The following is a 26,743-nucleotide window of genomic DNA, read 5'->3' on the forward strand; positions in this document are numbered from 1 at the left end:
GACCACCCGGCCATGACCGAGCGCCCGCGCCCTGACGCCGACCACCTGACCCGCGAGGAAGCCGCTGCCGAGCTGGAACGTCTGGCCGCCGAGATCGCAGGCCATGACCGGCGCTATCATGCCGAAGACGCCCCGACCATTTCGGATGCCGACTATGACGCCCTGCGCCGGCGCAATGCCGAGATCGAGGCGCGGTTCCCGGATCTGGTGCGCCCCGACAGCCCGTCCCTGCGGGTGGGGGCCAGCGTTGCCGACGGTTTCGGCAAGATCACGCATCAGGTCCCGATGCTGTCGCTCGACAATGCCTTCACCGATGAGGACGTGCGCGATTTCGTCGGCCGGGTCCGCCGCTTCCTCAAGTTCGATCCGCTGATGGGCGACCTGGTGGTGACGGCCGAGCCGAAGATCGACGGCCTGTCCCTGTCGCTGCGCTACGAGAACGGCGTCCTGGTGAGTGCTGCCACGCGCGGCGATGGCACGGTGGGCGAGAACGTCACGGCCAATGCCCGCACCATTGCCGACATCCCGCAGCGGCTGCCCGCCGGCGTTCCGGCGGTGGTCGAGGTGCGCGGCGAGGTCTACATGTCGCATGCCGATTTCGCCGCGCTCAACGCGCGCATGGCGGCCAACGGCGGCAAGACCTTCGCCAATCCGCGCAATGCCGCCGCCGGCTCGCTGCGCCAGCTCAATCCCGAGATCACCGCCTCGCGGCCCTTGCGCTTCTTCGCCTATGCCTGGGGGGAGATGAGCGAGGTGCCGGCAGCGACCCAGTTCGACATGGTGCGCCAGTTCGCCGACTGGGGCTTTGCGGTCAACCCGCGCATGCAGCGCTGCGCCCGCGTCGAGGAGTTGCTGGCGGTCTATCACGGCATCGAGGAGGACCGCTCCGGCCTTGGCTATGACATCGACGGTGTCGTCTACAAGATCGACCGGCTCGACCTGCAGCAGCGCCTCGGCTTTGTCTCCCGCTCGCCCCGCTGGGCGATCGCGCACAAGTTCCCGGCCGAAAAGGCCTACACGGTGCTGAAGGACATCGAGATCCAGGTCGGCCGCACCGGCGCGCTGACGCCGGTCGCCAAGCTCGAGCCCGTCACCGTCGGCGGCGTCGTCGTCTCCAACGCCACGCTGCACAACGAGGACTACATCAAGGCCATCGGCATGGACGGCGAGCCGATCCGGGGGGGGAAAGACCTGCGCATCGGCGACACGGTGATGATCCAGCGCGCCGGCGACGTCATCCCGCAGATCGTCGACATCGACCTTGCCCGCCGGCCTGCCGATGCGCAGCCCTACGTCTTCCCCACCGTCTGCCCGGCCTGCGGCAGCCATGCGGTGCGCGAGGAAAACGCCAAGACCGGGCGGCTTGATTCGGTGCGCCGCTGCACCGGCGGCCTGATCTGCCCGGCGCAGGCCGCGGAGAAGCTGAAGCATTTCGTCCAGCGCAATGCCTTCGACATCGAGGGCCTTGGCGACAAGCAGATCGATGCCTTCTTCGCCGAAGGGCTGGTGCGCACGCCGGCCGACATCTTCACGCTGGAGGCGCGCGACAAGGCGGCGCTCACCAAGCTGCGCAACCGCGACGGCTGGGGCGCGGTTTCGGCCAGGAACCTGTTCGAGGCGATCAACGCCCGCCGCCGCATCGACCTTCACCGCTTCATCTTCGCCCTCGGCATCCGCCATGTCGGCGAGGGCAACGCCAAGCTGCTCGCCCGCGCCTATGGCTCCTGGGGCGCCTTCGAGGCCGCGATGACGGCCGCGCTCGATCACGCCAGCGACGCCTGGGCCGATCTCAACGCCGTCGACGGCATCGGCGAGACGCTGGCCGAAGCCGTGGTGCAGTTCTTCGCCGAGGATCACAACCGCGAAGCCCTTGCGGCCTTGCTCGCCGAGGTCACCCCGCTGGACGCCGAGAAGATCGACGCCTCCGGCTCGCCGGTGGCCGGCAAGACCGTCGTCTTCACAGGGTCCTTGGAGCGCATGACCCGCGACGAGGCCAAGGCCATGGCCGAACGGCTGGGCGCCAAGGTTGCGGGGTCTGTCTCCAAGAAGACCAACCTCCTCGTCGCCGGCCCCGGCGCCGGCTCCAAGCTCAAGACCGCCCAGGACCTCGGCATCGAGGTCATCACCGAAGACGAGTGGTTCGACCTGGTCGGCGGGTGAGGGACTGGATCGTCGTCTCCGTTCAAGCCTCTCCGGCCATCCCGCTCTCCGTGTCACCCCGGCCGAGCACCGCGAGAGCCGGGGCCCACTCGCTTCCAGAGCGGTGCTGCGTGTACTTCAGCGCTGCCACGGGCGTCGCACATCCTCTCGGCAGCTTGTGGCGCGACTGTGCCCGTCTCCTTTGCTCTGCAAACGAGTAGGCCCCGGATCTCCGCTTCGCTCCGTCCGGGGTGACACCTCGGTCTGGGGCATTCTCCGCGCGAAGGCACATGCCGCATGGGAGCGACACCCTCTCCGTGTCACCCCGGCCGAGCAACGCGAGAGCCGGGGCCTACTCGCTTCCAGAGCGGTGCTGCGTGTACTTCAGCGCTGCCACGGGCGTCGCACATCCTCACGGCAGCTTGTGGCGCGACCGTGCCCGTCTCCTTTGCTCTGCAAACGAGTAGGCCCCGGATCTCCGCTTCGCTCTCGTCCGAGGTGACAGCGGAAGGCGGGTCACATGTTCAGCTCAAGATAAAGGTCCTTCCAGAGGGGATTGTTCCGCTCGACCAGCTGAACCTTCCAGGCCCGATGCCATCGCTTCAACCGCTTTTCCGCAGCGATCGCGGCCTCCACATCCTCGAAACCTTCGTAGAAGACGAGGCGCGTAACGCCATGCTCCCGTGTGAAGCGTGAGCCCAAGCCTCGCCTGTGCTCGTCCACGCGGCGTGCAAGATCATTCGTCACGCCGACGTAGAGCGTTCCGTGCATGCGACTGGCCAGAATGTAGACGTGATACGTCATGGATCCCTGCCGATAGCCTCTTTGCAATCTTGTCGTGCTTTTCGTGTTTGTGCACGTTTTATGCAGTCCGCCACCCCCTCACACCACGGGAAAACGCAGCCATCCGCCTCGCTCTCGCCGCCATTGTTGCTATATTGTTCTCAGCCAGAAACGAGATGCGGCAGGATGATGAGCGTGCCCCCGGGATTTTCCGACGACTGGAGCGAGATCGACGCGGCCTATGACCAGGGGCCGGCGCAGCCGGCGCCCGCGCATCGTCCGCAGGGCGGGGGCATTGCCGCCCGGGCGCTCGCGGCGCGGCAGGGCACGCCCCAGGCGGCAGCCGCTGACTATCTTGCCGGTCTCAACCCGGAACAGCGGCTGGCGGTGGAAACCGTCGATGGCCCGGTTCTGGTGCTGGCCGGCGCCGGCACCGGCAAGACCCGGGTGCTGACCACCCGCATCGCGCATATCCTTGCCACCCAGCGCGCCTGGCCGTCGCAGATCCTCGCCGTCACCTTCACCAACAAGGCCGCGCGGGAGATGAAGGAGCGCATCGCCCATTACATCGGCCCGGGCGTCGAGGGCATGGCCTGGCTCGGCACGTTCCATTCGATCTGCGTCAAGATCCTGCGCAACCACGCCGAGCTGGTCGGCCTCAAGTCGGGCTTCTCGATCCTGGACACTGACGACCAGCTGCGCCTGATGAAACAGGTGATCCAGGCCGAGGGCCTCGACGAGAAGCGCTGGACCGCGCGCATGTTCGCCTCGCTCGTCGACAGCTGGAAAAACCGCGGCCTGACGCCGAAGGACATCCCGGAGGGCGAGGCGCGGGCCTTCGGCAACGGCAAGGGCCGCAAGCTCTACGCCGAATACCAGGACCGCCTGTCGGTGCTGAACGCGGCCGATTTCGGCGACCTGCTGCTCCACTGCATCACCCTGTTCAAGACGCAGCCCGATGTGCTGAAGGACTACCAGCGCCGCTTCCGCTACATGCTGGTGGACGAGTACCAGGACACCAACGTGGCGCAGTATCTGTGGCTGCGCCTGCTCGCCCAGGGCAATTCCAACGTCTGCTGCGTCGGCGACGACGACCAGTCGATCTATGGCTGGCGCGGCGCGGAGGTGGACAACATCCTGCGCTTCGAGCACGACTTCCCCGGTGCCGTCGTGGTGCGGCTGGAGCGCAATTACCGCTCCACCAGCCACATCCTGGGCGCGGCCTCGCATCTGATCGCCCACAACGAGGGCCGCCTCGGCAAGACGCTGTTCACCGACGACAAGGACCCGGAAGCCGAAGCGGTCACGGTCGCCTCGTCCTGGGATTCGGAGGAAGAGGCCCGCGCCATCGGCGAGGAGATCGAGGCGCTGCAGAGCAAGGGCCATTCGCTCAACCAGATCGCCATCCTCGTGCGCGCGTCGTTCCAGATGCGCGAGTTTGAAGACCGTTTCGTCACGCTCGGTCTCAATTACAGGGTCATTGGCGGCCCGCGCTTCTATGAACGGGCCGAAATCCGCGATGCCATGGCCTATTTCCGCTGCGTGGTGCAGCCGGCGGACGATCTGGCCTTCGAGCGCATCGTCAACACGCCGAAGCGGGGCCTCGGCGAGGCGAGCCTCAAGCTGGTGCATGAACTGGCCCGCGCCAGCCGCATCCCGCTGCTGGAGGCCGCCACGCAGCTCTGCCGCACGGAAGAGCTGAAGCCGAAGGCACGCAAGGCGCTGTCCGATCTCGTCGACAGCCTCGACCGCTGGCGGGCGCAGCTGGTTCACATGAAGCACTCGGAACTGGCCGAGATCATCCTGGACGAGAGCGGCTACACCGAGATGTGGCGGCTGGACCGCTCTGCCGAAGCGCCGGGCCGTCTCGACAACCTCAAGGAACTCATCCGCTCGATGGAGGAGTTCGAATCGCTGCCGGGCTTCCTCGAGCACATCGCGCTGGTGATGGACCGGGATACGGCCGATGCCGCCGATGCGGTGTCGATCATGACCCTGCATTCGGCCAAGGGGCTGGAGTTCGACACCGTGTTCCTGCCGGGCTGGGAGGAGGGGCTGTTCCCGCATCAGCGCGCGCTGGATGAAAGCGGCAGGGCTGGTCTCGAGGAAGAGCGGCGGCTGGCCTATGTCGGCATCACCCGGGCGCGCAAGCGGGCCAAGATCTGGTTTGCCTCCAACCGCCGCATCCACGGCTCGTGGCAGTCCAGCATTCCCTCGCGCTTCCTGGACGAGCTGCCGGAACGCCACGTCGAGGTGGTGGAAAGCTCCACCCGCTACGGCGGCTACAGCGGTGGCGGCTATGGCGGCGGCAACGCCTATGGCGTCTCCCGCTTCGACGCCCGCGATCCGTTCCAGAACACCTATTCGACGCCGGGCTGGCAGCGGGCGCAGCGCGCGCGCGAGGCGGGGAGTCAGGACCACGGCAACCGCTCCGACATGCGTTCCTCCCGCACGAGGGCGCAAGGGCCGCTGACCATCGAGGGACAGCTCGTGGCGAAATCGGTGTCCGACACCCCCTCCAGCTTCACGGTCGGCGAGCGGGTGTTCCACATCAAGTTCGGCTATGGCCGCATCACGACAATCGAGGGCAACAAGCTGACGATCGACTTCGAGAAGGCGGGCGAGAAGCGGGTGATCGACAGTTTCGTCGAACGCCACTGAGCCGGATTGCCGCAGCATCCGGACGGGCGCGGCGCGCGTCGGCAGTCGGTCACCGTGTCGCTGCACGGTGATGCGGTGAAAACTACATGTGCTGATCTCTGTGGATGCTGTCTCTGTTCTGGACTTTCTCGGAAACGTCCAGAAAAGCTTCTGCAAAAGATGTTGTCGCAACACGGGCAAGGCTGCATATTGCGGCCATGCGTACCCATGAGCACATCCTCATCGTCGAAGACGATCCCGAAATCGGGACCCTGATGGAGCGGCATCTGACCAGCCATGGCTGGCGTGTGTCCGTCGCGCGCAGCGGCGCGGAGATGGAACAGCAGATGGCGACCAACCGGATCGACCTGGTCGTCCTTGACCTGATGCTGCCGGGAGAGGACGGGCTCAGCATCTGCCACCGGCTCAGGGCGGCCAGCGCCATCCCGATCATCATCGTCTCGGCCAAGTCGGACGACTTCGACCGGGTGATCGGGCTTGAGGTCGGTGCGGACGACTATCTCGCCAAGCCCTTCAACCCGCGCGAGCTGATCGCGCGCATCCGCGCCCTGTTCCGCCGCATGGACCTGGGCGCGGCGATGCCCTCGGTGCAGGCGCGCCGGCTCAGCTTCGACGGGTGGACGCTCGACTGCGTCGCGCACACGCTGCACAGCCCGCGCGGCTCGGTCGTGACGCTGACGCCGGCGGAACTGGCGCTGCTGCAGGTGTTCTGCGAAAGACCGGGCCGGGTCCTGTCGCGCGACCAGCTTGTCGACCTGACGACCGGCGTCGGCACCAGCTCCACCGGCCGCAACATCGACATCCTGGTCAGCCGCCTGCGTTCCAAGCTCGATCCCTCGTCCAGCGGCGGCCAGTACATCCGCACGGTCCGGGCCGGCGGCTACGAGTTCGTCGCCGAAGTGAGCGCGGCGTGACGCGCCTGATCGCCTATTTCTGGCCGGAGCGCATCGCGGCCCAGCTGATGCTGGTGATGATCTCCGCCCTGATCCTCATCACAACCTTCGTCTTCGCCTTCTTTGCCCTGTTGCGGCCAACGGCTCCCCATTCCGACGCGATCTCGCAGATGCTGCTGCTGGGCCGCACGGTCCATCTCCTGAACGAGGCCGCACCGGCCGAGCGTCCCGGCCTCATCCGCGACATCAACGCGGCGACGCGGCGATACGAGCTGCATCTGGTCGACCCGTCCGAGCCGCTGCTGGGCGTGCCGCCGGCGCTGCAGGACCGGATCACGCCGCCGCGAGACCTGGATGCCGGCATGCGCTTTCTCGGCTCCATGCCGATGGGGCCAGAGCGCGGCGTGGTGGTGGAGTTCTCGCTCGCCGACGGCACGCGGCTCAGGGCCGAGCATCTGGCGAAGCGCGGCGGTCCGCCGCTCATCGGCAGCCCCTTCCTGCAGATCCTGTTCTTCCTGGCGCTCAGTCTTGCCATGCTGCTGGTCTGGGCCCTGCGCACGCTGGTGCGGCCGTTGTCCGACCTGGAGCGGGCGGTGTCGGTGTTCGGCGAGGGGCAGGCGGAACCGGTCATCGTCACCGAGCGCGGTCCGCGCGAGGTGCGGGCGGCAGCCTCAGCCTTCAACCGGATGCAGGTGCGCATCCGCGATCTCATCGACCGGCGCACCCGCATGCTGGCGGCCATCGGTCACGACCTGCGCACGCCGCTGACCCGGTTGCGCCTGCGGCTCGAACTGATGGATGACGGCGACCAGAAGGATCGCAACCTCGCCGACCTTGCGGTGATGGAGGCCCAGATCAATGGCGCGCTTACCTTCCTGCGCGAGGGCCGGACCGGGGAACGCACGGGACCGGTCGATCTCCCGAGCCTGCTCCTGTCGGTGCAGGACCAGTATGAGGACATGGGCCAGACCGTCACGCTGACCTGTGCCCCCGGGCTGACCGTGCATGGTCGCGCCAGCGAAATGGTCCGGGCAGTGTCCAACCTGATCGACAATGCCCACCGCCATGCAGGCATCCCGGACGTGCGGGCCTTTGCGCGGGAGGACCAGATCCTGATCGAGGTGGCCGACCATGGTCCCGGGCTGTCCAGCGCGGAGAAGCTGCGCCTGATCGAGCCGTTCGAGCGCGGGGATGCGGCGCGGACCGTGGCCGACGGGCAGGGGATGGGCCAGGCAACCGGCTTCGGCCTCGGGCTTGCGACCGCACGCGCCATTGCCGAAGGCCACGGGGGCAGGCTGGAGCTGGACGACACGCCGGGGGGCGGGCTGACGGCGCGCATCTTGCTGCCACGGGCCGGCTGAGCCCGGCGCGCCGCACGGACCTGGGGTCCTGCGGGCCCGAAGCCGGCGCAGGGACGGGACTGTTTCCGCTGGCCGCGGCCCGGGGCTCCGGTTATATCGGCGCTTCGAGAACATCAGGCCGGATATCTGGCGGAGGTCACCATGCAGACGGTCAGAGTGCGGATCGCCGCCGACGAACAGGAAGCCAAGCGCATCTATGGCGTCATCGAGCGCGCCTTCGAGGACGAGGGCAACCCGGTTACGGTCTACGAGTTCACGCCCGACGGACGCGTGTGGGCGGTCGAGGTCCTGCTGTTCGGGCTCGAGCCGGACGAGGCCATCGCCGAGGTGCAGGAGCGCGTCGGCCCGGACGCCTTCGCGGCGCCCGTCGAGGCGGAGCTGCTTGAGGATCTGAACTGGGTGCAGAAGAGCCTGGAGGGCCTCGCACCGGTCCGGGCCGGACGTTTCGTCGTGCATGGCTCGCATGACCGCGACAAGGTGCCGGCCGGCGCGATCGGCATCGAGATCGAGGCGGCGCTCGCCTTCGGCACCGGCCATCACGGCACCACCGAAGGCTGCCTGCGCGAGATCGACCGGCTGGTCGGCCGCTGGCACTTCGACCGGATCCTCGATCTCGGCACGGGCACCGGCGTGCTGGCGATTGCGGCCGCAAAGCTCGCGCGGCAGGTGGTCGTTGCCACCGACATCGACCCGGTGGCGACGCGCACCGCGCAGGAAAACGCGGTCCTGAACCAGGTGCCGCATCTGATCCGCACCTTTACGGCGGCCGGGGTCGAGGACCGGCGCTTTGCGGAGTTCGGGCCGTTCGACCTCGTCATTGCCAACATTCTCGCCCGGCCGCTGATGCAGATGGCCAGGTCGATCTCGTCGCGGATGACCGGGGATGCCACGCTCATCCTGTCGGGGCTGCGCGTCGAGGACGGTCCGCGCATCCTGTTTGCCTATGGCACACAGGGGTTCCGGCTCGTGCGGCGCTGGGACAAGAACGGCTGGCTGACGCTCACGCTCGTGCGCGGCGGTGTTCACGCCGCCTGAAGCCGGCACGGCGGCGGTCGCGCCGCCGGCTTGTCCGGGATGTCTGCGTCCAGATGGAAAAAGGCGGCTGCGGTCATCTGACCGCAGGCCGCCTTTTTTGCTCGGGGTCTGCCCGATCTCCGCTGCGTCCGCGACGCCCCGGAGAGATCAGAGCAGGGTCGCTGCCGCGCCCTGGCGCTTCAGCTCGTCACGGTCGTAGCCGTAGTGAGCCAGCGTGGCGTCGTCGAGCGACAGAAGATAGCTGTTGACGTGGCGCAGGGCCTGCTTCTCGCGGGCAGCGATCATGTGATCGAAGGCGCGGCGGAACAGGCTGCGGGCCGGCCGGCGGCCTTCACCGATAAGACCGGTCGAGGTGGCAGTGGAAAGGGCCATTTGTGCAACTCCGTGTGTGGATCCGGGCCGTAGTCCCGGCCCTTGTTGCCCGATATATGCGGTCAGGTCCGGCTGGCGAAAAGGCTTGGAATCGCATGCCAGCCCTGCGGATTTCGCATGTGCGAATTAATGGTATTGCACTGCAGCACGATACGGATTCTTAACCATTTCCGGCGCCCTCGCGGCCTCGACGGCATTGCGCGGCGCGCAACCTGTGGCTAGTGTCGCGCCATGTTCCAGACATTCGACACCCCCACCGATCCGAGCGTTGGCAAGCCCCGTCTTGCCGCCCTCAAGGCTGAACTCGCACGTCGCGGACTGGATGGGTTTCTCATCCCCCGGGCGGACGCACATCAGGGCGAATACGTGCCGCCCTGCGACTGTCGCCTGCAATGGCTGACCGGCTTTGGCGGGTCTGCCGGGGTTGCGGCCGTGCTGGGCGAGCGGGCTGCCATCTTCATCGACGGCCGCTACACGCTGCAGGTGCGCGACCAGGTCGATTGCGAGCTTTTCGAGCCGCACCACCTGATCGAGGCTCCGCCGACCGACTGGCTGCAGGCCCATCTGAAGCCGGGCATGAAGCTCGGCTTTGATCCGATGCTGCACACCCTGAACGGCACCCGGAGGCTGCGCCAGGTCTGTGCTGCGGCCGGCGCGGAGCTGGTGGCCGTCGCAGACAATCCGGTCGATGCGGTGTGGGCCGACCGACCCGCCGCGCCGCTCGGGGCCGTCAGCCTGCAGCCGATGGACAAGGCCGGCGAGGAGGCGAGGGACAAGATCACCCGCATCGCCGCGTCCGTCGGCCGGACGGGCGCGGATGCGGTGGTCATCACCCAGCCTGATTCCATTGCCTGGCTGTTCAACATCCGCGGCTCGGATGTCATGCACACGCCGATCCCGCTGTCCTTTGCCGTGCTGACTGCCGCCGGCAGCGCGCAGCTCTTCATCGACGGGCGCAAGCTGTCCAACACGGTCCGCGACACGCTGGCGATGCTCACCGACATCGCCGAGCCGGCCGCCTTCCTGCCAGCGCTCGAGGCGCTGGGAGCGGCGGGCAAGGCCGTGCTGGTCGATCCGGATCTGGCGGGCGAGGCCATCGCCACGCGCATTCTGGCCGCCGGCGGCAAGCTGGTCGAGGGGCCGGACCCCATCCTTCTGCCCAAGGCGATCAAGAACAGGGTCGAGATTGCCGGGGCCCGTGCCGCGCATCTGCGCGATGCGGTCGCCTTTGCCCGGTTCCTGTGCTGGTTCGATGCCACCGCCCCCGGCGGCGAGCTGGACGAGATCGCCGCGGCCGAGGCGCTGGAGCGCTTCCGGGTCGAGACCGGCGCGCTGCGCGACATTTCCTTCGACACGATTTCGGGCGCGGGACCGAACGGGGCGATCTGCCATTACCGCGTCAACCGGGAGAGCAACCTGCCGATCCCGGTTGGCCGGCCCTACCTGATCGATTCGGGCGGCCAGTACGAGGACGGCACCACCGACATCACCCGTACCCTTGCGGTCGGCGAGATGACGGCGGACATGAAGCGGCATTTCACGCTCGTGCTGAAAGGTCACATCGGCATCGCCACCGCGCGGTTCCCGGTCGGCACCACCGGCGCGCAGCTCGACACGCTGGCCCGCATCGCGCTCTGGAAGGCGGGGCTCGACTATGACCACGGCACGGGCCATGGCGTCGGGTCCTTCCTCTCCGTGCATGAAGGGCCGCAGCGGATCGCCAAGACCGGGGCGCAGCCGCTGCGTCCGGGCATGATCCTGTCGAACGAGCCGGGCTACTATCCGGCCGGGCAGTACGGGATCCGGATCGAGAACCTGGAGCTTGTGACCGAGGCTGCGGAGATCCCCGGCGGCGAGCGTCCGATGCTCGGCTTCGAGACGCTGACGCTCGCCCCGATCGACCGCCGCCTTGTCGAGCCCGCGCTCCTGACCGCCGAGGAGCGCGACTGGCTCAACCGCTATCATGCGCGGGTCAACGAGGAGGTCGGGCCGCATCTCGACGCCCGCACCCGCATCTGGCTGGAGGCCGCGACCAAGCCGGTCTGATCTCGGGGCGGGAGAGGCTCCCCTGGGAGGCTCTTCCGTCGTGCGGTCCCGGCCTTGAGCGGGACGGGGCCGTCATCCCGGATCTGCGGTTCGCGTCGCCCACCTAGTCCGGAATGACGCCCGCCATCTTTCCCCGATGCCTCGGGGCCGGTGCGAACCATTTCACATCGGATCAACATGAAACCTTTGGTGCTGCGGAGGGATTTGCTAGGGTTCGGCCGGCTGCCCCGGATACGGGGCAAGAACACTGGAGGAGGATCCGATGTCGCTCGCCGCGATGCAGGTGCTGGTTCGTCGCAATGAGGCAGGCATTGCTGCTGCCGGCGAGGCGCTTTCGGCGCGCTTTGGCGCCCGGGTTGCCCGCACGGCAGCGATCCGCGAGCAGCATGGGCACACCACGTCCTGGCTGCCGAATCAGGCGCCGGACATCGTCGTCTTTGCCGAAAGCACGGAGGAGGTCGCCGAGATCGTGCGCATCTGCGCCGAGCACCGGGTTCCGGTGATCCCCTTCGGCACCGGATCGTCGCTGGAGGGCCACGTCAATGCGCCCGGTGGCGGCGTCTCCGTCGACGTGTCGCGCATGAACAAGGTGCTGGCCGTGCATGCCGAGGATCTCGACTGCGTCGTGCAGCCGGGCGTCACGCGGTCGCAGCTCAATGCCTTCCTGCGCGACAGCGGGCTGTTCTTCCCGATTGATCCGGGCGCGGATGCCAGCCTCGGCGGCATGGCCTCCACCCGCGCCTCCGGCACCAACGCGGTGCGCTACGGGACGATGAAGGATGTCGTCCTTGGCCTCACCGTGGTGACCGCGGAAGGCAAGATCATCCACACCGGCGGGCGGGCGCGGAAATCCTCGGCCGGCTACGACCTCACCCGCCTGTTCGTCGGCTCCGAGGGCACGCTCGGCATCATCACCGAGCTGACGCTCCGGCTGTTCGGACAGCCGGAGGCGATCTCCGGCGGTGTCTGCCCGTTCCCGGACGTGGCGTCGGCCTGCAACGCGGTGATCATGACCATCCAGTCCGGCATTCCGGTGGCCCGCATCGAACTCCTCGACACGCTGCAGGTGCGCGCCTGCAATGCCTATTCGGGACTGGGCCTTGCGGAGACGCCGACGCTGTTCCTCGAGTTCCACGGCACGCCGAACGGGGTAAAGGAACAGGCGGAGCTGTTCGAGGCCATTGCCGGCGAGTGTGGCGGCGGGGCCTTCCGCTGGTCGAGCCAGGCGGAGGAGCGGACCAAGCTCTGGACGGCCCGGCACAACGCCTATTTCGCCGGGATCGGCCTCAGACCCGGCTGCAAGGCCGTGACGACGGATGTCTGCGTGCCGATCTCGCGTCTGGCCGAATGCGTTGCGGCAACGGCCGACGACATCGCCGCCTCCGGCCTGATCGCACCGATCGTCGGTCATGTGGGCGACGGTAATTTCCATGTCATGGTTCTGGTGGATGTGACGGATGCGGCCGAGGTCGCCGCCGCCGAAGCCTTTGTCGAGCGCCTCAACTGGCGGGCGATCGAGATGGAGGGCACCTGCACCGGAGAACATGGTGTCGGCCAGGGCAAGATGAAGTATCTGAAGAGGGAACATGGCGAGGCGCTGGACGTGATGCGCACGCTGAAACAGGCGCTTGATCCGCTGAACATCATGAACCCGGGCAAGATCGTGGTGATCTGACCGGCGGAGGCGGCCGGGCCGCAAGTCCCGGTCCGCCGCAACCCTGCCGCATTCGCGCGGGATGGTCGGTTCGCCGGACAGCCGCATCGCTGAGACGTTGGAGAGTGACGCTGAACTCGGTCTATATCACGGCAGGCGTGGTCATCATCCTGGCGCTGCTGACGGCGCTGGTCGGGCCGCTCTTTGTCGACTGGACGGCCTATCGCTCCACCTTCGAGACCTATGCCGAGCAGGCGCTGGGCCACAAGGTCACGGTGCTCGGCAAGGCGGACATGAGCCTGCTGCCGGCGCCGACGCTCACCTTCACCGACGTGCGCGTCGGCGAGGCGGAAGATCCGCTGCTGATCGTCTCGCGCTTCGAGATGCAGGTGGAACTGCCGCCGCTGTTGCGCGGCGAGATCCGCGTGCTCGACATGCGGCTCGAACGGCCGCAGCTGACGCTGGCCATGGACGAATACGGCCGGCTGGACTGGCTGACGGACGCCACCGGCTCCGGCGCCCTGGCCAAGATCGACCCGCGCAACATCGCCTTCGACCAGATCGAGGTCGACACTGGCGCGATCACGCTGCTCGACGCCCGGGACAGTTCCAGTCACAAGCTGGAGAACGTCAATGTCGCCATCAGCGCCCGGTCGCTCAAGGGGCCCTTCAAGGTCGATGGCAGCCTGATTCACGACGGCAATCCCTATTCGTTGCGCCTGACCACCGGTGAGCACCAGGCCGATGGCACGTTGCGGCTGCGCGCCGATCTCGTCCCGGCGCTGCAGGCGCTGCAGGTCACGCTGGATGGCACGCTGAAGCAGGAGGCGGGAGCCCCCGGTTTCGACGGCCGCTTCACGGCCAGTTCCATCGGCACCGGACAGGAGCCCGACAGCTGGCGCGCCGAGGGCAGTGCGGCGCTGACCGCCGACGGCGTGCAGGTCCCGGCCTTCGACCTGCGCATCGGACCGGAGGACCGCGCCATCAGCCTCAAGGGCGAGGCGCGCGTCGGACTTGCGGGGCAGCGGCGCTTCGAGATCAAGGCCAGCGCCAAGCAGATCGACTTCGACCGGATCTATGGGGAGGGGCCGCAGAAGCCCGTCGCGCTCGACCGGGCTCGGTCGGAGATGATCCAGCGTCTCGCCACCCTGCCGCCATCGCCGCTGCCGGGTCTCATCAGTCTCGAGGTGCCGGCCATCGTGCTCGGCGGCGGCATCCTGCAATCGACCCGTCTCGATGTGGAAACGACCCTGGGGGGCTGGCGCGTCACGCGTCTGGCCAGCCGCCTGCCGGGGCGCGCCGAACTGGCCACGCAAGGGGAGCTCGGCACCAGCCGGGCGCTTGCCTACACCGGCACCCTGTCGTTCAACGTCGCCCAGCCGCAGGCCTTCCTGGCCTGGTTCAACCAGACGCCCTCCACCGTGCAGTCCGGCGGACCGCTCGGGATCGACGGCCGCATCGCGCTGCAGCCCGGGCAATGGTCGATGACCGGCGCGCGGCTCGACATCGGCGGGGCCACCGCCACGGGGTCGGTGTCCTATGCCGAGGGAACCGGCGGGCGGGGGCGCCTCGCCCTGTCCCTGGACGCAAGCCGGCTGGACTTTGACCAACTCGGCGGGCTGACCGGGCTGTTCCGGCAGCCCGATGTTGCCGCAGCGCTGGCGTCCTCCGATATCTCGCTCGGCCTCTCGGCCCGCGAGATCCTGATCCGCGGCATTGCCGGCAAGGCGCTTTCGGTCCAGGCCGAGCTGGCCGGGGACAATCTGACCCTCACGAGCCTGTCGGCGGCCGATTTTGCCGGAGCCCGCATCGAGGCCAAGGGGGCCATCGAGGATGTGGCGACGTCGCCGGCCGGCCGGATCACCGCCGCCATCGAGGCCAGCTCGCTGGCCGGACTTGTTGCCCTGGCCGAAGACCTGGCACCGGAGGCGGCCCTGACGGCCCAGCTCGCCCGGGCCGCCGACCATCTGGTCCCCGCCCGGCTTGAGGCCAGCCTCGAGGCCCGAACCACGCGGGACGGCAGCGAGAGCGAGCTGACGGTTGCCGGCAGCGCCGCCGGCGGCACCCTTCGGCTCGATGGCCGCTTTTCGGGACGGACCGACGCATGGCGTGATGGCGATGTCGCGGCAAGCCTTGCCCTCGAAGGCCCGGACGGCGCGCTGTTGCTGCGCCAGCTCGGCCTGCCGCTGACCGAGGACAGCGCCCTTGCGGCCGGAGAGATCACCGCCAGCCTGAACGGCCAGCCCGCCAAGGGCATGGCGCTCAGCCTCAGGGCGCGGGCCGGCGAAACACGGATCGACGCCACCGGCGATCTGCAACTCGTCGAGGGGGCCGCGCCGCGCTACACGGCGGCCGTCCAGGCGCGTGCCGACGATCTCGCGCCGGTCGCGCTGCTCTGGGACAAGGTGCTGCCAGTGCTCTCCGGCGAGATCGGCATGGATCTGGCCTTTGAACTGGTCGGCGAGGGCGCGAGCATCACGCTTGACGATCTCAAGGGGACAGTGGCCGGCGTCGACATCGAAGGGCGCCTCGCCGGCAATCTCGCGCCGGCCGATGCGACCGGCGCGACGCGCCTGACCGGGGCGCTCGACTTCTCGGCCCTCGACGTCCGGGTCGTGTCCGAGCTGGTGCTGGGGGCGGACCAGTGGCTGCAGACCGACGCCGACGGGGGCTGGCCCAAGGCGGCCTTCGGTCCGGTGCAGTTGCCCAATCTCGATCTGGCGCTGGACCTGCGGGCTGAGGAGGCCTTCCTCAGCGACACGCTGGCAGTGTCGCGTCTGGCCTCCAAGCTGCGCCTGAAGCCGGACCTGCTGCGGCTCGAGGCGATCGACGCCGGGCTTGCGGGCGGCAAGATCACCGGCAATCTGGCGCTGACGCGCAGTGGCGCGGAGGCGGGGCTCAGCGGCACGCTCCAGGTCGCGGGAGCGCGTCTCGAGGAGCTTGTGTGGGAAGCGGGCGGCCGCGCGGTGGCCACCGGTCAGCTCGACGCCTCGGGCGAGTTCCAGTCCTCCGGACGCTCGATCTCTGCCCTGGTCGCGGCGCTGGCTGGCGGAGGGACGCTGCAGCTGTCGGGCGCCGAGCTGCGCGCCATGAACCCGGCTGCCTTCGATCTGGTGATCCGGGCGGCCGATGCCGGGCTTGTGCTGGAAGACGACAAGATCCGCGAGGTGTTCGCAAGCCAGCTTGATGCCGGGTCGCTTGAGCTGGAGCGGCTCGATGGCACGCTTGCGCTCAACGGCGGGCGCCTGGCCCTGCGCAATGTGGCCGCGTCGGCTGAGGGCGCGGAGCTGACCGGACAGGCGCTGCTGAACCTGAATGACTGGACGCTGGACAGCGACATCACGGTCAAGGTCGATGCCGGAAGCAATGCGACGGCCGGGGCCGAGCCACAGGCGGCCTTGCTGTTCAGCGGTGACCTGGCCGCACCCGAGCGGAGCATCGACGTTGCCCCGTTCACGGCCTTCCTGACCTTGCGCTCGTTCGAGCAGGAGGTCGAACGCGTCGAGCGGTTGCAGGCCGAGATCCTCGAGCGCGACCGGCTGATGCGGGAGGTGAAGTATTTCCGCGAGGAAGCCTTGCGGCGGCAGCAGGAGCGCGCCGCCCAGGCCGTGCCGGCAGCCGCCGAGACGCCCGTCGCGCCTGCCAGCACAGATCCGGCCCGACCGGCACCGGCAGGCACGGCGCCGGCTCCGGACCGCCCGGCGTCCCAGCGTCCTGCTCCTGATCGTGCAGCTCCCGATCGTGCAGCGCCGGCGCGGCAAGGGGCTGCGGTGTCCCCCGCGCCGCAGGAAAGCGGGCGCGATGCGATCGGCGACCTGCTGAACTTTGAACAGCGGATCCGTTCGGCCATCGGCACTCCGGCTCCGGCCGGTGTGCTGCAGCCGCTGGAGCCGGCCCGCGAGGTGGGAGCCGGGCTGCAGCCGAACCAGATCCTCGAGAGCCGCGATCCGCTGCTGCAGCCGCCGCAGCCGCCGGCCCAGGCCACCCAGCAGCGTCCGGGTCCGCAACAGGGCGCGGCCGCTGCTGCTGCTGCGCCCAGGCCGGGCCCGCGCTACGTGACCGATCCCAACGGGCTCGTCATCACCTATCCTCCCGCCCGCAACTGACCTCTGCTCAGGCGACCTCAGCGGCGCTGACCCTTGGGCAACCGGCATCCGTCCGGGCCGTGAGTGTGCGCGCGCGCTCGGCTCGCAGACCCATGATGCCGGACCCTTGATGCCGGACCCTCGATCCCAGAAATCGGGGGCGGATCAGGTCGGGTCCCGGGTGTGGCAGGGAGCGATGCAGACCCTTTCGGGCGGCAGGTCCTTCAGGAGGTCAGCTGGAGCGGTCGCGCAGGTGGCGCAGCGCATGGACCCTTGCCGCCGAGGAGAGCGGCTGGTCCGGGGCGCGGGTGCTGTCGACATGGTCGATGAGGCTGGCAAGCGAGCGGTTTTCGTCTGCCGCGATGGCGTCGAGCACCTGCCAGAACTCCGGCTCGAGAGCGAGCGATGTCCGATGTCCCTTGAGGCTCAGCGAGCGCTTGAGAAAGGGCATCGGCGGCCTCAGCTGTCCGGGCCGCTCGCGCCGGGCGTCACGGTGTCCGCAGCCGGGGAGGTGGCTGCCGGATCGCCATCCGCCAGACGATGGCCGTCCAGATGGCGACGGGCGATCTCCTCGCGCGCCTCGGCCAGCTTGCGGTCCGCCTTGCTGCGGCCGTATCGGACCCGGTTGGCCTCCGCAGTCGCCTCGCGGTCCTTACGGTCGCGCTGCTTGCGGGCCTGTCGCAGATTGACGATGTCCGCTGCCATGGCTCTGCCTGTCGAAGCTCGGGTGTCAGGTCTTCTTGCGGAAGGCGTCCAGAGACACGACCGCGCCGCCGCTGCCATCGGTGGGCTTGTCCGGCTCGTCGGTCTTGCTCGCACCGCTCTTGCCCGCCTCGGCCTTGTCAGCCTTCTCGGCCTTTTCCGCCTTGGCGCCCTTGTCGGTCTTGCCGGCGGCTTCGCGGCGTGGCCGGTCAGCCTTGTCCTCGCCCTTGCTGGCCGGGACCGACTCGAGCCGGGTCCGGCCTTCGAGCTCCGCCAGCTCGCCGACGGCCTCGATCAGGTCATCCGGCAAGGGCTCGGCGGTCTTGCCGGGCTCGAACTCGAGGGCAAACTGCACCGAGGGATCGAAGAACCCCTTGATGGCGCTGAAGGGGATCAGGAGCTTTTCCGGGATGCCGCCAAAGGACAGCCCGACCTCGAAGGCGTGTTCGCCGATCGCCAGGTCCCAGAACTGGTGCTGGAGCACGATTGTCATCTCGTTGGGATAGCGTTCCTTCAGCCGCGACGACACGCGCACACCCGGCGCATTGGTGTCGAAGGCGATGTAGAAGTGATGCTCGCCCGGAAGACCGGTCCGGGCCACTTCGGCCAGGATCTTCTTCACGGCGCCGCGGAGGGCGTCCTGCACGAGGATGTCGTAACGGAGCAGGTCTTCTGCCATGGTCTTTCGTCCGCCGGATTCGTACTGCGTCTGGCTGCACCTTGGCGTCACCGGGCAAAAAAGAAAAGCCCCCGGGGCACCATGCGGCTTTCGTTCGCCTCGCTGCCCATATCCGGCTGCCCATATCCGGCTGCCCGTATCCGGCCGCCCAGAACCGGCCGTCCGGAACCGGCGGCCCGCATGAGCCCGGCCAGACGGCGCATGGCCAGGGGAGACGGGGATGCATCCGGGTCCTGCCGGAGGTCAACCTGTCGGGACTGGCTTCTGCTGGATACGCCGGCGGTTGCCAGTGCGAAACGAAAGTGGAGGCTTCTGTTGCCAGGTGCCTCCGGACCCCGCCTGACGGTGCTACCCGTCAGGGCTTTGAGTGGACAACCCGCACCGCATTACGCGGCGAGAGCGACGTCCTGAGCATAGTTGTCATTGGCAACTATAAGTTTGGTCCGATGTCGGTGGTACCATGCCGAGCGAAAGAACAGTCTTTACACCCTCGTCGATCCTGTTTCGCCCCCGCCGAAACCCGCCGGACGATGATCGTCCTGCGGGCTTGGGTGGAGGCGCCGGGTACCGCCCCCGGGTCCGATAGGCTTATTGCACTGACCATTTATCGCCATAGCCGGCAAGCCGGCACGTTCAATATAGAAGCTGGTCGACCTGATTGAAAGGGGGCATCACATTCCGCTGTGGAGCGACTCGCGCGAACGGGGAATAATGGGAGTGTCGGCTGTCGCGCGCGCCTGAAGCCGTGTAAGCCGGCGCGGCTCCGCCCGGCCCTGAAGACCGGCTCGGGACCATGACCTCAAAATCATGGCCCCAAGGGCATGATCCGAAGGGCATGGCCTGGTGGCCGGGGACAGGGCGTTCATTTATCTCGCCTGCGAGGCTTGTCGTGCAGCAATACCATGACCTCATGCGCCGCATTCTCGAGGACGGCACCGACCGGGGCGACCGAACCGGAACCGGCACGCGCTCGATCTTCGGGCATCAGATGCGGTTCAACCTGGCCGACGGCTTCCCGCTCGTCACTACGAAGAAGCTGCATCTGAAGTCGATCATCCACGAACTGCTGTGGTTTCTCGCCGGCGACACCAACATCGCCTACCTGAAGGCCAACGGCGTTTCGATCTGGGACGAGTGGGCCGACGAGAACGGCGACCTCGGCCCCGTCTATGGCGCGCAGTGGCGGTCCTGGCCGGCCCCGGACGGGCGGTCGATCGACCAGATCGCCAACCTGCTGCACATGATCCGCACCTCGCCCAATTCGCGCCGGCTCATCGTGTCGGCCTGGAACCCGGCCGAGGTCGACAACATGGCGCTGCCGCCCTGTCACGCGCTGTTCCAGTTCTACGTTGCCGACGGCCGGCTGTCCTGCCAGCTCTACCAGCGTTCGGCCGATGTCTTCCTGGGCGTGCCCTTCAACATCGCGTCCTATGCGCTGCTCACGCTGATGGTGGCGCAGGTCTGCGATCTGGCGCCGGGTGATTTCGTCCACAGCCTGGGCGACGCGCATCTCTATGCCAACCATTTCGAGCAGGCGCGCCTGCAGCTCGCGCGCGCGCCGCGGCCCTTGCCGACGATGAAGCTCAATCCGGCGGTGCGCGATCTTTTCGCCTTCCGCTATGAGGATTTCGAGCTTGTCGGCTATGATCCCCATCCTGCCATCAAGGCACCGATTGCCGTCTGAGGCCGGTGCGCTCTGCCGAGGATCGTTCATGCGTCTGCTTCCCAGCCCCGGCTCTCCTGCCCCCGGCTTTTCCGGTCGCCGTTCCGTTGCCGGCCTGATGGCCCTGGCTGCCGTTGCCATCCTGCCCCTGGCGGTGACGCCCAATGCGGTGCTGGCCAGCGGGCCCGCTGCCGCGGCCACGACCGCGCCCACGAGCGCGCTTGTGATCGCCCACCGCGGCGCGTCCGGCTACGTGCCGGAGCACACGCTGGCCGCCAAGGCCATGGCTCATGCCATGGGGGCCGATTACATCGAGCAGGATGTGGTGCTGTCGCGGGACGGCGTGCCGGTCATCCTGCATGACATCACGCTCGATGCCACGACGAATGTGGCGGACGTGTTCAAGGGCCGGGCCCGGCCGGACGGGCTGTATTACGCGATCGACTTCACCCTGGCCGAGCTGAAGCAGCTCGAGGTGCTGGAGCGCGGCAACAAGCAGGGCGAGCAGGCCTTCAAGGGCCGCTTCCCGCGGGTCGGCACGGGTCTGACCATTCCCACACTCGCGGAAGAGCTGGCCTTCATCCGGGGCATGAATGCCTCGACCGGACGCACGGCAGGCATCTATCCGGAGCTGAAGGCGCCCGCCTTCCATCGCGCCGAGGGTCAGGATCTGGCAGCGGCCGTGCTCAAGGTGCTGGCCGAGGCCGGCTACGGTCCCGACGCCCCGGTCTATCTGCAATCCTTCGACTTCAACGAGATCGTCCGGCTGCGCAAGGAGCTGGGGTATACGGGCAAGCTGGTGCAGCTGATCGGCGAGAACAGCTGGAACATGGCGCCGGGCGTCGACTACGACCGGCTGCGCACGCCGGATGGACTGAAGGAGATTGCCGCCGTTGCCAACGGGATCGGGCCGACCTTCACCCAGGTCCTGACCGACCAGAACAAGGACGGGGTCGCCGAAGTGACCAGTCTGGTGGCCGATGCCAAGGCCCTCGGGCTGGCGGTGCATCCCTACACGTTCCGCGCCGACCGGCTGCCGCCCTTCGCGGCCAGCTTCGACGAGCTGGTGCGCCTGGCCGTCACCACGGCCGGTGTGGACGGGATCTTCACCGACCAGCCGGACAAGGCGCTGAAGGCGCTCGGCCGGTGAGCGCGTCCGCCCTGGCGTCATCCGCAGCCGCGTCATCTGGAGCGGCGCCTCGCCCCCCCGCAGACACGCCCCCCCGCGTGGTCGTCGTGGCCGCCGTCGCCGAAAACGGCATCATCGGGGCCGGCAATGCCATGCCCTGGCACGTGCCCTCCGACCTGAAGCATTTCAAGGCGCTGACCCTGGGGCGTCCCGTCGTGATGGGGCGCAGGACCTTCGCCAGCCTGGGGCGCCCGTTGCCGGGCCGCTTCAACATCGTCATCAGTCGCGGCGCGCCGGACCTGCCGGAGGGGGTGGCGCTCGTTCCCTCCCTCGACGCCGGGCTGGCGCTGGCGGCGGGGCGCCCGGAGACTGCGGAGTTCGGTGAAGTGATGGTGATCGGCGGCGGCCAGATCTATGCGCAGGCCATGGCGCTGGCCGACCGGCTGGAAATCACCCGCATCCACGCAAGCCCGCAGGGCGACACCCTGTTTCCTCCGATCGATCCGGCGCTCTGGCAGGAGGTCGCCCGCATCCCGGGTGAGCGCGGTCCGAAGGATCAGGCGGATTTCACCTTCCTCGCCTTCGACCGCCGGAGCGTGCCGGTGTCCGGCACCGGAGACCGCCGATGACCGACCCTGTCCGCCCGACGCTGACGGCCCGCTGGCGCGCCTTCGACGCGCTGACGGTGCACGAGCTGCATGCCATCCTGAAGCTGCGCGGCGATGTCTTCGTGGTCGAGCAGGCCTGCGCCTTCGTCGAGATCGACGGTCTGGATCCGAAGGCGGAGCACCTGTCGCTGGTCACCGAGGACGGGGTGCTGGCGGGCTACCTCAGGTTCTTTGCCCCCGGCGTGCTCGGGGAGGCGGAGGTGCGGCTCGGGCGCATCGTGGTGGCCCCTGCCTTCCGGGGCCTGCGTCTGGGCGACCGGCTGATGCGCGAGGGACTGCAGCGGGCGGCCGACCGGCATCCCGCACGACCCGTGGTGCTGTCCGCACAGGCGCATCTGGAGCGCTTCTATGCCTCGCATGGCTTCTGTCCCTACGGCGAGACCTATCTGGAGGACGGCATCCCCCACGTCCACATGCGCCGGGACGCCGGTCCGGCGTGAAGTCTCTGGCCGAAAAGCTTGAAATTCGGCCTCGACAGACCCAATTCCCGCAGGACGTGCGATGCAAGCCGGTTCGGGGGGCGGCGCGCGGCCCCGGGCGGGCGGCGCGGTAACCGGACCCTAACCCCTTGCGGGTCACAAACCGGAAGTTCAACCAGGAAACCGGCAGGATCGGTTTCCCGACGAAGGAAGACCTGATGCCTTGGAGCAACCAGAGTGGTGGGGGCGGCGGCTGGAAGGGCGGCGGCAATGCCGGCGGTCCCTGGGGCGGCGGCAGTGGCGGCGGTGGCGGCGGTAACGGCGGCCCCTGGGGCAATGGCCCGAACCGCGGTGGCGGCAACACGCCGCCGGATCTGGAGGAACTGCTCAAGCGCACCCAGGACCGGATGAAGACCGTCCTGCCGGGCGGTGGCGGCAATCTCGGGGCCAAGGGCATCGCCCTTGCCGGCGTGGTGCTGGCTGGCGTGTGGCTGGCGACCGGTCTTTATTCCGTGGCGCCCGATCAGGTCGGTGTCGAGCTGGTGCTCGGCGAAGTGACCGACCAGACCCAGCCGGGCCTGAACTACAACTGGCCTTATCCTGTCGGCCAGGTGTTCACGCCGGCGGTGCTCCAGGTCCGCGAAATGACCGTCGGCATGGAGGAAACCGTCATGGGCGGCACCGTGCGGTCGCGCGACGTGCCGGAGGAAAGCCTCATGCTGACCGGCGACGAGAACATCGTCGACGCGGACTTCAAGGTGCAGTGGCGCATCCGCAACACGCGTGACGGCGTCGCCGACTACCTGTTCAACATCCAGAATCCGGAAGGGACCGTCCGGGCGGTTGCCGAGAGCGCGATGCGCGAAGTCGTCGGCGGCTCCAACATCGACGCCATCCTGACCGAGAACCGTGCGCCGATCCAGATCGCCGTGCAGGAGCTGATGCAGAAGACGCTGAACGACTATCGCGCCGGCATCGACATCATCAACGTGCAGATGCAGAAGGTCGATCCGCCGCAGCAGGTCATCGACGCCTTCCGCGACGTGCAGGCCGCGCGGGCCGACCAGGAGCGCATCCAGAACGAGGCCCAGACCTACGCCAACAGGATCGTGCCGGAAGCCCGCGGTGAGGCCGCGCGCGTCATGGAAGCGGCCACCGCCTACCGTGACCAGACCATCGCCGAGGCGACCGGTCAGGCGCAGCGTTTCTCCAAGATCTATGACGAGTACCGCAAGGCGCCGGACGTCACGCGCGAGCGTCTCTACCTCGAGACGCTGGAACGGGTGCTGAGCGCCAACTCGAAGATCATCATCGACCAGAAGCAGAACTCGGAAGGCGTCGTGCCTTTCCTGCCGCTGAATGAAATGTTGAACCGCACTCCGGCCCAGGCCCAGCCGGGCACTCCGGCGGTCCGCAACGGTGCAGGTGGACAGTGATGAAGAACGGTCTCTTTGGTCTCCTCGGCGTCGTGGTCGCTCTGGCCGCCGTCGTCGTCTACCTGGCGGTCTACATCGTCAGCCCCACCCAGCAGGCCCTGGTCCTGCAGTTCGGCAAGGTGATCTCGGCCACGCAGCAGCCGGGCCTGCACTTCAAGCTGCCGCTGGTGCAGAACGTCATCTACATCGACAAGCGGATCCTCGACCTGAACATGCCGCCGCTGGAAGCCATCGCCTCGGACAAGAAGCGTCTGATGGTCGATGCCTTTGCCCGCTACCGCATCTCCGATCCGGTGCTGTTCTTCCAGCGCGTCAACAACGTCAACGCGGCCAACCAGCGCCTGTCGACGCTGCTGCAGTCGTCGCTGCGGTCGGAACTCGGCAAGGCGACCTTCACCGCGGTGGTGCGTGACAACCGCACCGGCATCATGGAAAGCATCCGCCGGGATGTCAGCGCCAGCGCGGCCGAACTCGGCCTCGAGGTGGTTGACGTGAAGATCCGCCGCGCGGATCTGCCGGAAGCCAACAGCCAGGCGGTGTTCCAGCGCATGCAGACCGAGCGTCAGCGCGAGGCAACCGAAATCCGCGCCCAGGGTGAGGAACAGGCCCGCCGTATCCGCTCGCGTGCGGATCGCGATGCCACGGTCCTGATCGCAGAGGCCCGCCGTGACGCGGAAATCATCCGCGGTGACGGCGATGCCGAGCGCAACCGCATCTTCGCGGAAGCCTTCAGCGTCGATCCGGACTTCTTCGCCTTCTACCGCTCGATGCAGGCGTATGAAGCGGGTCTGCGGTCCGGCGAGACCAGCCTGGTGCTGTCGCCCGACTCCAGCTTCTTCCGCTACTTCAACGATCCGGCAGGCGCGGGTCGTCCGGCAGCTGCCGCTGCTCAATGACCGACCTGCTGGTCGCACTCGGACTGGCGCTGGCGCTGGAGGGAACCCTCTACGCGCTGGCGCCAGACGCCATGAAGACCATGATGCGGCGGGTGCTCGACCTGCCCGAACAGACCCTCCGGGCCACCGGCCTCGCTGCGCTGTGCGCGGGCGTCTTTCTCGTGTGGATGATCCGGGGCTGATCCCCTTCACGGCAAGTTTGGTGCCGAACTGCCGCCATCATGTCGTATAACCTTGGCCGGGACCGGCGCCATTCGGGCCGCCGCATTCCGTCGGAATGGAGGACGAGGCCAATGGCCCTCATGTTCGCTAGCAAACACATTGCCCGGGGAGCCGGCGCCGCCCTGGCTGCCGTCGTTGCCCTGTCGCTGACCGGTTCGCCGGCCGCCCTCGCACAGACACCGTCACCGGTGCAGGGACCGGCCTCGGTCGCCGATCTGGCCGAGAAGCTGGCCGATGCCGTGGTCAACATCTCCACGTCGCAGACCGTGAAGGCGCAGCGCAGCATCCCGCTGCCGCAGGTGCCGGAAGGCTCGCCCTTCCAGGAGTTCTTCGAGGAGTTCTTCAACCGCCAGCAGCAGGGCGAGGGCGGCGAGGACGGTGACGGCCAGCCGCGCCGCGTCCAGTCGCTGGGCTCCGGCTTCGTCATCGACGGCAAGGAAGGCATCATCATCACGAACAACCACGTGATCGAGGGGGCCGACGAAATCACCGCCAACTTCAATGACGGCACCAAGCTGAAGGCCGAGCTGATCGGCAAGGACGAGAAGACCGATCTCGCGGTGCTGAAGGTGACGCCGGAGAAGGAGCTGACGTCCGTGTCCTTCGGCGACAGCGACAAGATCCGCGTCGGTGACTGGGTGATGGCGATCGGCAACCCGTTCGGCCTCGGTGGCACCGTGACGGTCGGCATCGTGTCGGCCCGCAACCGCGACATCAACTCCGGTCCCTACGACAACTTCATCCAGACCGACGCCTCGATCAACCGCGGCAACTCGGGTGGTCCGCTGTTCGACATGAACGGCAACGTCATCGGCATCAACACCGCGATCATCTCGCCGTCCGGCGGCTCGATCGGCATCGGCTTCGCCATTCCGGCCAAGACGGCAACCTCCGTCATCGCGCAGCTGCGCGAGTTCGGCGAGACCCGGCGCGGCTGGCTCGGCGTGCGCATCCAGGAAGTGACCGACGAGATCGCCGAGAGCCTCGGCATGGACAAGGCCATCGGCGCGCTGGTGGCCGGGGTCACGGAAGATGGCCCGGCGGCCAAGGCCGAGATCCTGCCTGGCGACGTCATCGTCGAGTTCGACGGCAAGGAAGTTCCCAGCATGCGCGACCTGCCGCGCATGGTGGCCGACACCGAGATCGGCAAGGCTGTCGACGTCACCGTCCTGCGCAAGGGCGAGCGCGTGAAGCTGCAGGTGACCCTGGGCCGGCTCGAGGAGGCGGAAGCCAGCGAGGGCGAGGGTACGGAAACCCCGGCCAAGCCGGCGCCGGAAGCTGTCAGCGAGGTCCTCGGCATGAAGCTCGCCACGCTCGACGACGCGCTGCGGCAGAAGTTCCAGATCGACGCCGGCGTGGAAGGCGTTGCGGTGACGGAAGTGACCGCCGGCAGCGCGGCGGAGGAAAAGCGCGTCCAGGCAGGCGACACGATCAAGGAAGTGGCGCAGGAGCCGGTGAAGACGCCGCAAGACGTGATCGCCCAGATCGAGAAGCTGAAGAAGGACGGTCGCAAGTCGGCCCTGCTGCTGCTTGCCAATCCGACCGGCGAGCTGCGGTTCGTGCCGGTGCGGATCGAAGACCAGTAACCACCGCCCGGTTCGGCGGATTGGCTCTCCGGCAAGGGGGTGAAGCCTGGCTTCACCCCCTTGTGCGTTTCTGGGACCGTTTCTGGGCCTGTTTCCGGGTCAGCTTCCGGCTCTGTGGCGTTGTCTGTTTCCACCGAGGGGACGCGCGCGGCGGCCGGAGCCTGCAGGACAGGGCCTGCCGCTGCCGTTCACCGGTGGCGACGCGCATGAGGGCTTGAGGGCCATACTGACGATGTCAGGCAAGACGAGATCAAGGTCCGCTTTCTGAATGCTTTGATTTTCCTTTTGTTAAGGCTGACCGCAACAGGGTTAAG

The 26,743-nt window shown here is 68.0% G+C and carries 21 protein-coding genes and 1 other RNA gene; 16 read left to right on the forward strand and 6 right to left on the reverse strand.

All coding sequences use genetic code 11. From position 1 onward, the window contains the following. Window positions 1–12: 12 nt before the first annotated feature. Complete coding sequence (ligA, locus tag GWI72_RS01900; RefSeq protein ID WP_161707732.1) at window positions 13–2,160, forward strand: NAD-dependent DNA ligase LigA; 2,148 nt, start codon at window positions 13–15, stop codon at window positions 2,158–2,160. Between the two features lie 495 nt (window positions 2,161–2,655). Here ligA and GWI72_RS01905 read toward each other — a convergent pair whose 3' ends face one another. Further along, window positions 2,656–2,943 carry a GIY-YIG nuclease family protein gene (locus GWI72_RS01905; RefSeq protein WP_161707733.1) on the reverse strand — a complete coding sequence of 96 codons (288 nt, stop codon included), beginning with the start codon at window positions 2,941–2,943 and terminating at the stop codon, window positions 2,656–2,658. Window positions 2,944–3,111: 168 nt separating this feature from the next. On the opposite strand from GWI72_RS01905, the gene GWI72_RS01910 reads away from it, so the two are divergent. From GWI72_RS01910 to GWI72_RS01925, 4 genes are all read left to right on the forward strand, one after another. Then, complete coding sequence (locus tag GWI72_RS01910) at window positions 3,112–5,583, forward strand: ATP-dependent helicase (RefSeq protein WP_161709069.1); 2,472 nt, start codon at window positions 3,112–3,114, stop codon at window positions 5,581–5,583. A gap of 197 nt (window positions 5,584–5,780) precedes the next feature. Beyond that, window positions 5,781–6,497 carry a response regulator gene (locus GWI72_RS01915; RefSeq protein ID WP_161675249.1) on the forward strand — a complete coding sequence of 239 codons (717 nt, stop codon included), beginning with the start codon at window positions 5,781–5,783 and terminating at the stop codon, window positions 6,495–6,497. After that, window positions 6,494–7,837, forward strand: a complete 1,344-nt coding sequence (locus GWI72_RS01920) for an ATP-binding protein (protein ID WP_161707734.1) — start codon at window positions 6,494–6,496, stop codon at window positions 7,835–7,837. The genes GWI72_RS01915 and GWI72_RS01920 overlap by 4 nt, the downstream gene beginning before the upstream one ends. A gap of 141 nt (window positions 7,838–7,978) precedes the next feature. After that, a complete protein-coding gene (locus tag GWI72_RS01925; RefSeq protein ID WP_161707735.1) occupies window positions 7,979–8,872 on the forward strand; it encodes a 50S ribosomal protein L11 methyltransferase in 894 nt (297 codons plus the stop codon). Between the two features lie 147 nt (window positions 8,873–9,019). Here GWI72_RS01925 and GWI72_RS01930 read toward each other — a convergent pair whose 3' ends face one another. Next, complete coding sequence (locus tag GWI72_RS01930) at window positions 9,020–9,244, reverse strand: hypothetical protein (RefSeq protein WP_161675255.1); 225 nt, start codon at window positions 9,242–9,244, stop codon at window positions 9,020–9,022. A 231-nt stretch (window positions 9,245–9,475) separates the two neighbouring features. On the opposite strand from GWI72_RS01930, the gene GWI72_RS01935 reads away from it, so the two are divergent. The 3 genes from GWI72_RS01935 (at window position 9,476) to GWI72_RS01945 (ending at window position 17,050) form a co-directional block, all read left to right on the forward strand. Then, window positions 9,476–11,290 (forward strand): aminopeptidase P family protein, encoded by a 1,815-nt coding sequence (locus GWI72_RS01935; protein WP_161707736.1) that lies wholly within the window; start codon window positions 9,476–9,478, stop codon window positions 11,288–11,290. A 262-nt stretch (window positions 11,291–11,552) separates the two neighbouring features. After that, a complete protein-coding gene (locus tag GWI72_RS01940) occupies window positions 11,553–12,965 on the forward strand; it encodes an FAD-binding oxidoreductase (protein ID WP_161707737.1) in 1,413 nt (470 codons plus the stop codon). A gap of 104 nt (window positions 12,966–13,069) precedes the next feature. Beyond that, window positions 13,070–17,050 carry an AsmA family protein gene (locus GWI72_RS01945; protein ID WP_161707738.1) on the forward strand — a complete coding sequence of 1,327 codons (3,981 nt, stop codon included), beginning with the start codon at window positions 13,070–13,072 and terminating at the stop codon, window positions 17,048–17,050. Between the two features lie 211 nt (window positions 17,051–17,261). On the opposite strand, the gene GWI72_RS01950 is transcribed toward GWI72_RS01945, so the two are convergent. From GWI72_RS01950 to ssrA, 4 genes are all read right to left on the reverse strand, one after another. Beyond that, window positions 17,262–17,480 (reverse strand): ribbon-helix-helix domain-containing protein, encoded by a 219-nt coding sequence (locus tag GWI72_RS01950; RefSeq protein WP_161675263.1) that lies wholly within the window; start codon window positions 17,478–17,480, stop codon window positions 17,262–17,264. Between the two features lie 8 nt (window positions 17,481–17,488). Next, a complete protein-coding gene (locus GWI72_RS01955) occupies window positions 17,489–17,734 on the reverse strand; it encodes a DUF4169 family protein (protein ID WP_161707739.1) in 246 nt (81 codons plus the stop codon). A gap of 25 nt (window positions 17,735–17,759) precedes the next feature. Then, window positions 17,760–18,410: an SspB family protein gene (locus tag GWI72_RS01960; RefSeq protein WP_161707740.1), complete on the reverse strand. Its 651-nt coding sequence runs from the start codon at window positions 18,408–18,410 to the stop codon at window positions 17,760–17,762. A gap of 301 nt (window positions 18,411–18,711) precedes the next feature. Beyond that, window positions 18,712–19,078, reverse strand: a transfer-messenger RNA (tmRNA) gene (gene ssrA, locus GWI72_RS01965). Between the two features lie 221 nt (window positions 19,079–19,299). Here ssrA and GWI72_RS01970 point away from each other — a divergent pair. The 8 genes from GWI72_RS01970 (at window position 19,300) to GWI72_RS02005 (ending at window position 26,429) form a co-directional block, all read left to right on the forward strand. Further along, window positions 19,300–20,094: a thymidylate synthase gene (locus GWI72_RS01970; RefSeq protein ID WP_161675269.1), complete on the forward strand. Its 795-nt coding sequence runs from the start codon at window positions 19,300–19,302 to the stop codon at window positions 20,092–20,094. Window positions 20,095–20,122: 28 nt separating this feature from the next. Further along, window positions 20,123–21,223, forward strand: coding sequence for a glycerophosphodiester phosphodiesterase (glpQ, locus tag GWI72_RS01975; RefSeq protein WP_209000036.1), 1,101 nt, complete (start codon window positions 20,123–20,125; stop codon window positions 21,221–21,223). Window positions 21,224–21,300: 77 nt separating this feature from the next. Further along, complete coding sequence (locus GWI72_RS01980) at window positions 21,301–21,831, forward strand: dihydrofolate reductase (protein WP_161707741.1); 531 nt, start codon at window positions 21,301–21,303, stop codon at window positions 21,829–21,831. After that, a complete protein-coding gene (locus GWI72_RS01985) occupies window positions 21,828–22,310 on the forward strand; it encodes a GNAT family N-acetyltransferase (RefSeq protein WP_161675273.1) in 483 nt (160 codons plus the stop codon). The genes GWI72_RS01980 and GWI72_RS01985 overlap by 4 nt, the downstream gene beginning before the upstream one ends. A 197-nt stretch (window positions 22,311–22,507) precedes the next feature. Then, entirely contained in the window at window positions 22,508–23,725 is a 1,218-nt protein-coding gene (gene hflK / locus GWI72_RS01990; protein ID WP_161675275.1) for an FtsH protease activity modulator HflK, read from the forward strand. After that, entirely contained in the window at window positions 23,725–24,621 is an 897-nt protein-coding gene (gene hflC / locus GWI72_RS01995) for a protease modulator HflC (protein ID WP_161675277.1), read from the forward strand. The genes hflK and hflC overlap by 1 nt, the downstream gene beginning before the upstream one ends. Further along, window positions 24,618–24,803 (forward strand): DUF2065 domain-containing protein, encoded by a 186-nt coding sequence (locus tag GWI72_RS02000; protein WP_161675279.1) that lies wholly within the window; start codon window positions 24,618–24,620, stop codon window positions 24,801–24,803. The genes hflC and GWI72_RS02000 overlap by 4 nt, the downstream gene beginning before the upstream one ends. A gap of 120 nt (window positions 24,804–24,923) precedes the next feature. Then, window positions 24,924–26,429, forward strand: a complete 1,506-nt coding sequence (locus tag GWI72_RS02005) for a DegQ family serine endoprotease (RefSeq protein ID WP_208995795.1) — start codon at window positions 24,924–24,926, stop codon at window positions 26,427–26,429. Window positions 26,430–26,743: the final 314 nt, after the last annotated feature.

It is taken from the genome of Pannonibacter sp. XCT-53 (assembly GCF_009915765.1).
GTDB lineage: Bacteria > Pseudomonadota > Alphaproteobacteria > Rhizobiales > Stappiaceae > Pannonibacter > Pannonibacter tanglangensis.

Excerpts from the sequence above, each read along its gene's own strand:
- GWI72_RS02005 (WP_208995795.1), top strand. The coding sequence starts at position 24,924 with ATGTTCGCTAGCAAACACATTGCCCGGGGAGCCGGCGCCGCCCTGGCT.
- GWI72_RS01905 (WP_161707733.1), bottom strand. The coding sequence starts at position 2,943 with ATGACGTATCACGTCTACATTCTGGCCAGTCGCATGCACGGAACGCTC.
- hflC (WP_161675277.1), top strand. The coding sequence starts at position 23,725 with ATGAAGAACGGTCTCTTTGGTCTCCTCGGCGTCGTGGTCGCTCTGGCC.
- ligA (WP_161707732.1), top strand. The coding sequence starts at position 13 with ATGACCGAGCGCCCGCGCCCTGACGCCGACCACCTGACCCGCGAGGAA.
- GWI72_RS01960 (WP_161707740.1), bottom strand. The coding sequence starts at position 18,410 with ATGGCAGAAGACCTGCTCCGTTACGACATCCTCGTGCAGGACGCCCTC.
- glpQ (WP_209000036.1), top strand. The coding sequence starts at position 20,123 with ATGCGTCTGCTTCCCAGCCCCGGCTCTCCTGCCCCCGGCTTTTCCGGT.
- GWI72_RS02000 (WP_161675279.1), top strand. The coding sequence starts at position 24,618 with ATGACCGACCTGCTGGTCGCACTCGGACTGGCGCTGGCGCTGGAGGGA.
- GWI72_RS01940 (WP_161707737.1), top strand. The coding sequence starts at position 11,553 with ATGTCGCTCGCCGCGATGCAGGTGCTGGTTCGTCGCAATGAGGCAGGC.
- GWI72_RS01910 (WP_161709069.1), top strand. The coding sequence starts at position 3,112 with ATGAGCGTGCCCCCGGGATTTTCCGACGACTGGAGCGAGATCGACGCG.
- GWI72_RS01925 (WP_161707735.1), top strand. The coding sequence starts at position 7,979 with ATGCAGACGGTCAGAGTGCGGATCGCCGCCGACGAACAGGAAGCCAAG.
- GWI72_RS01950 (WP_161675263.1), bottom strand. The coding sequence starts at position 17,480 with ATGCCCTTTCTCAAGCGCTCGCTGAGCCTCAAGGGACATCGGACATCG.
- GWI72_RS01930 (WP_161675255.1), bottom strand. The coding sequence starts at position 9,244 with ATGGCCCTTTCCACTGCCACCTCGACCGGTCTTATCGGTGAAGGCCGC.
- GWI72_RS01915 (WP_161675249.1), top strand. The coding sequence starts at position 5,781 with ATGCGTACCCATGAGCACATCCTCATCGTCGAAGACGATCCCGAAATC.
- GWI72_RS01955 (WP_161707739.1), bottom strand. The coding sequence starts at position 17,734 with ATGGCAGCGGACATCGTCAATCTGCGACAGGCCCGCAAGCAGCGCGAC.
- GWI72_RS01935 (WP_161707736.1), top strand. The coding sequence starts at position 9,476 with ATGTTCCAGACATTCGACACCCCCACCGATCCGAGCGTTGGCAAGCCC.
- GWI72_RS01985 (WP_161675273.1), top strand. The coding sequence starts at position 21,828 with ATGACCGACCCTGTCCGCCCGACGCTGACGGCCCGCTGGCGCGCCTTC.
- hflK (WP_161675275.1), top strand. The coding sequence starts at position 22,508 with ATGCCTTGGAGCAACCAGAGTGGTGGGGGCGGCGGCTGGAAGGGCGGC.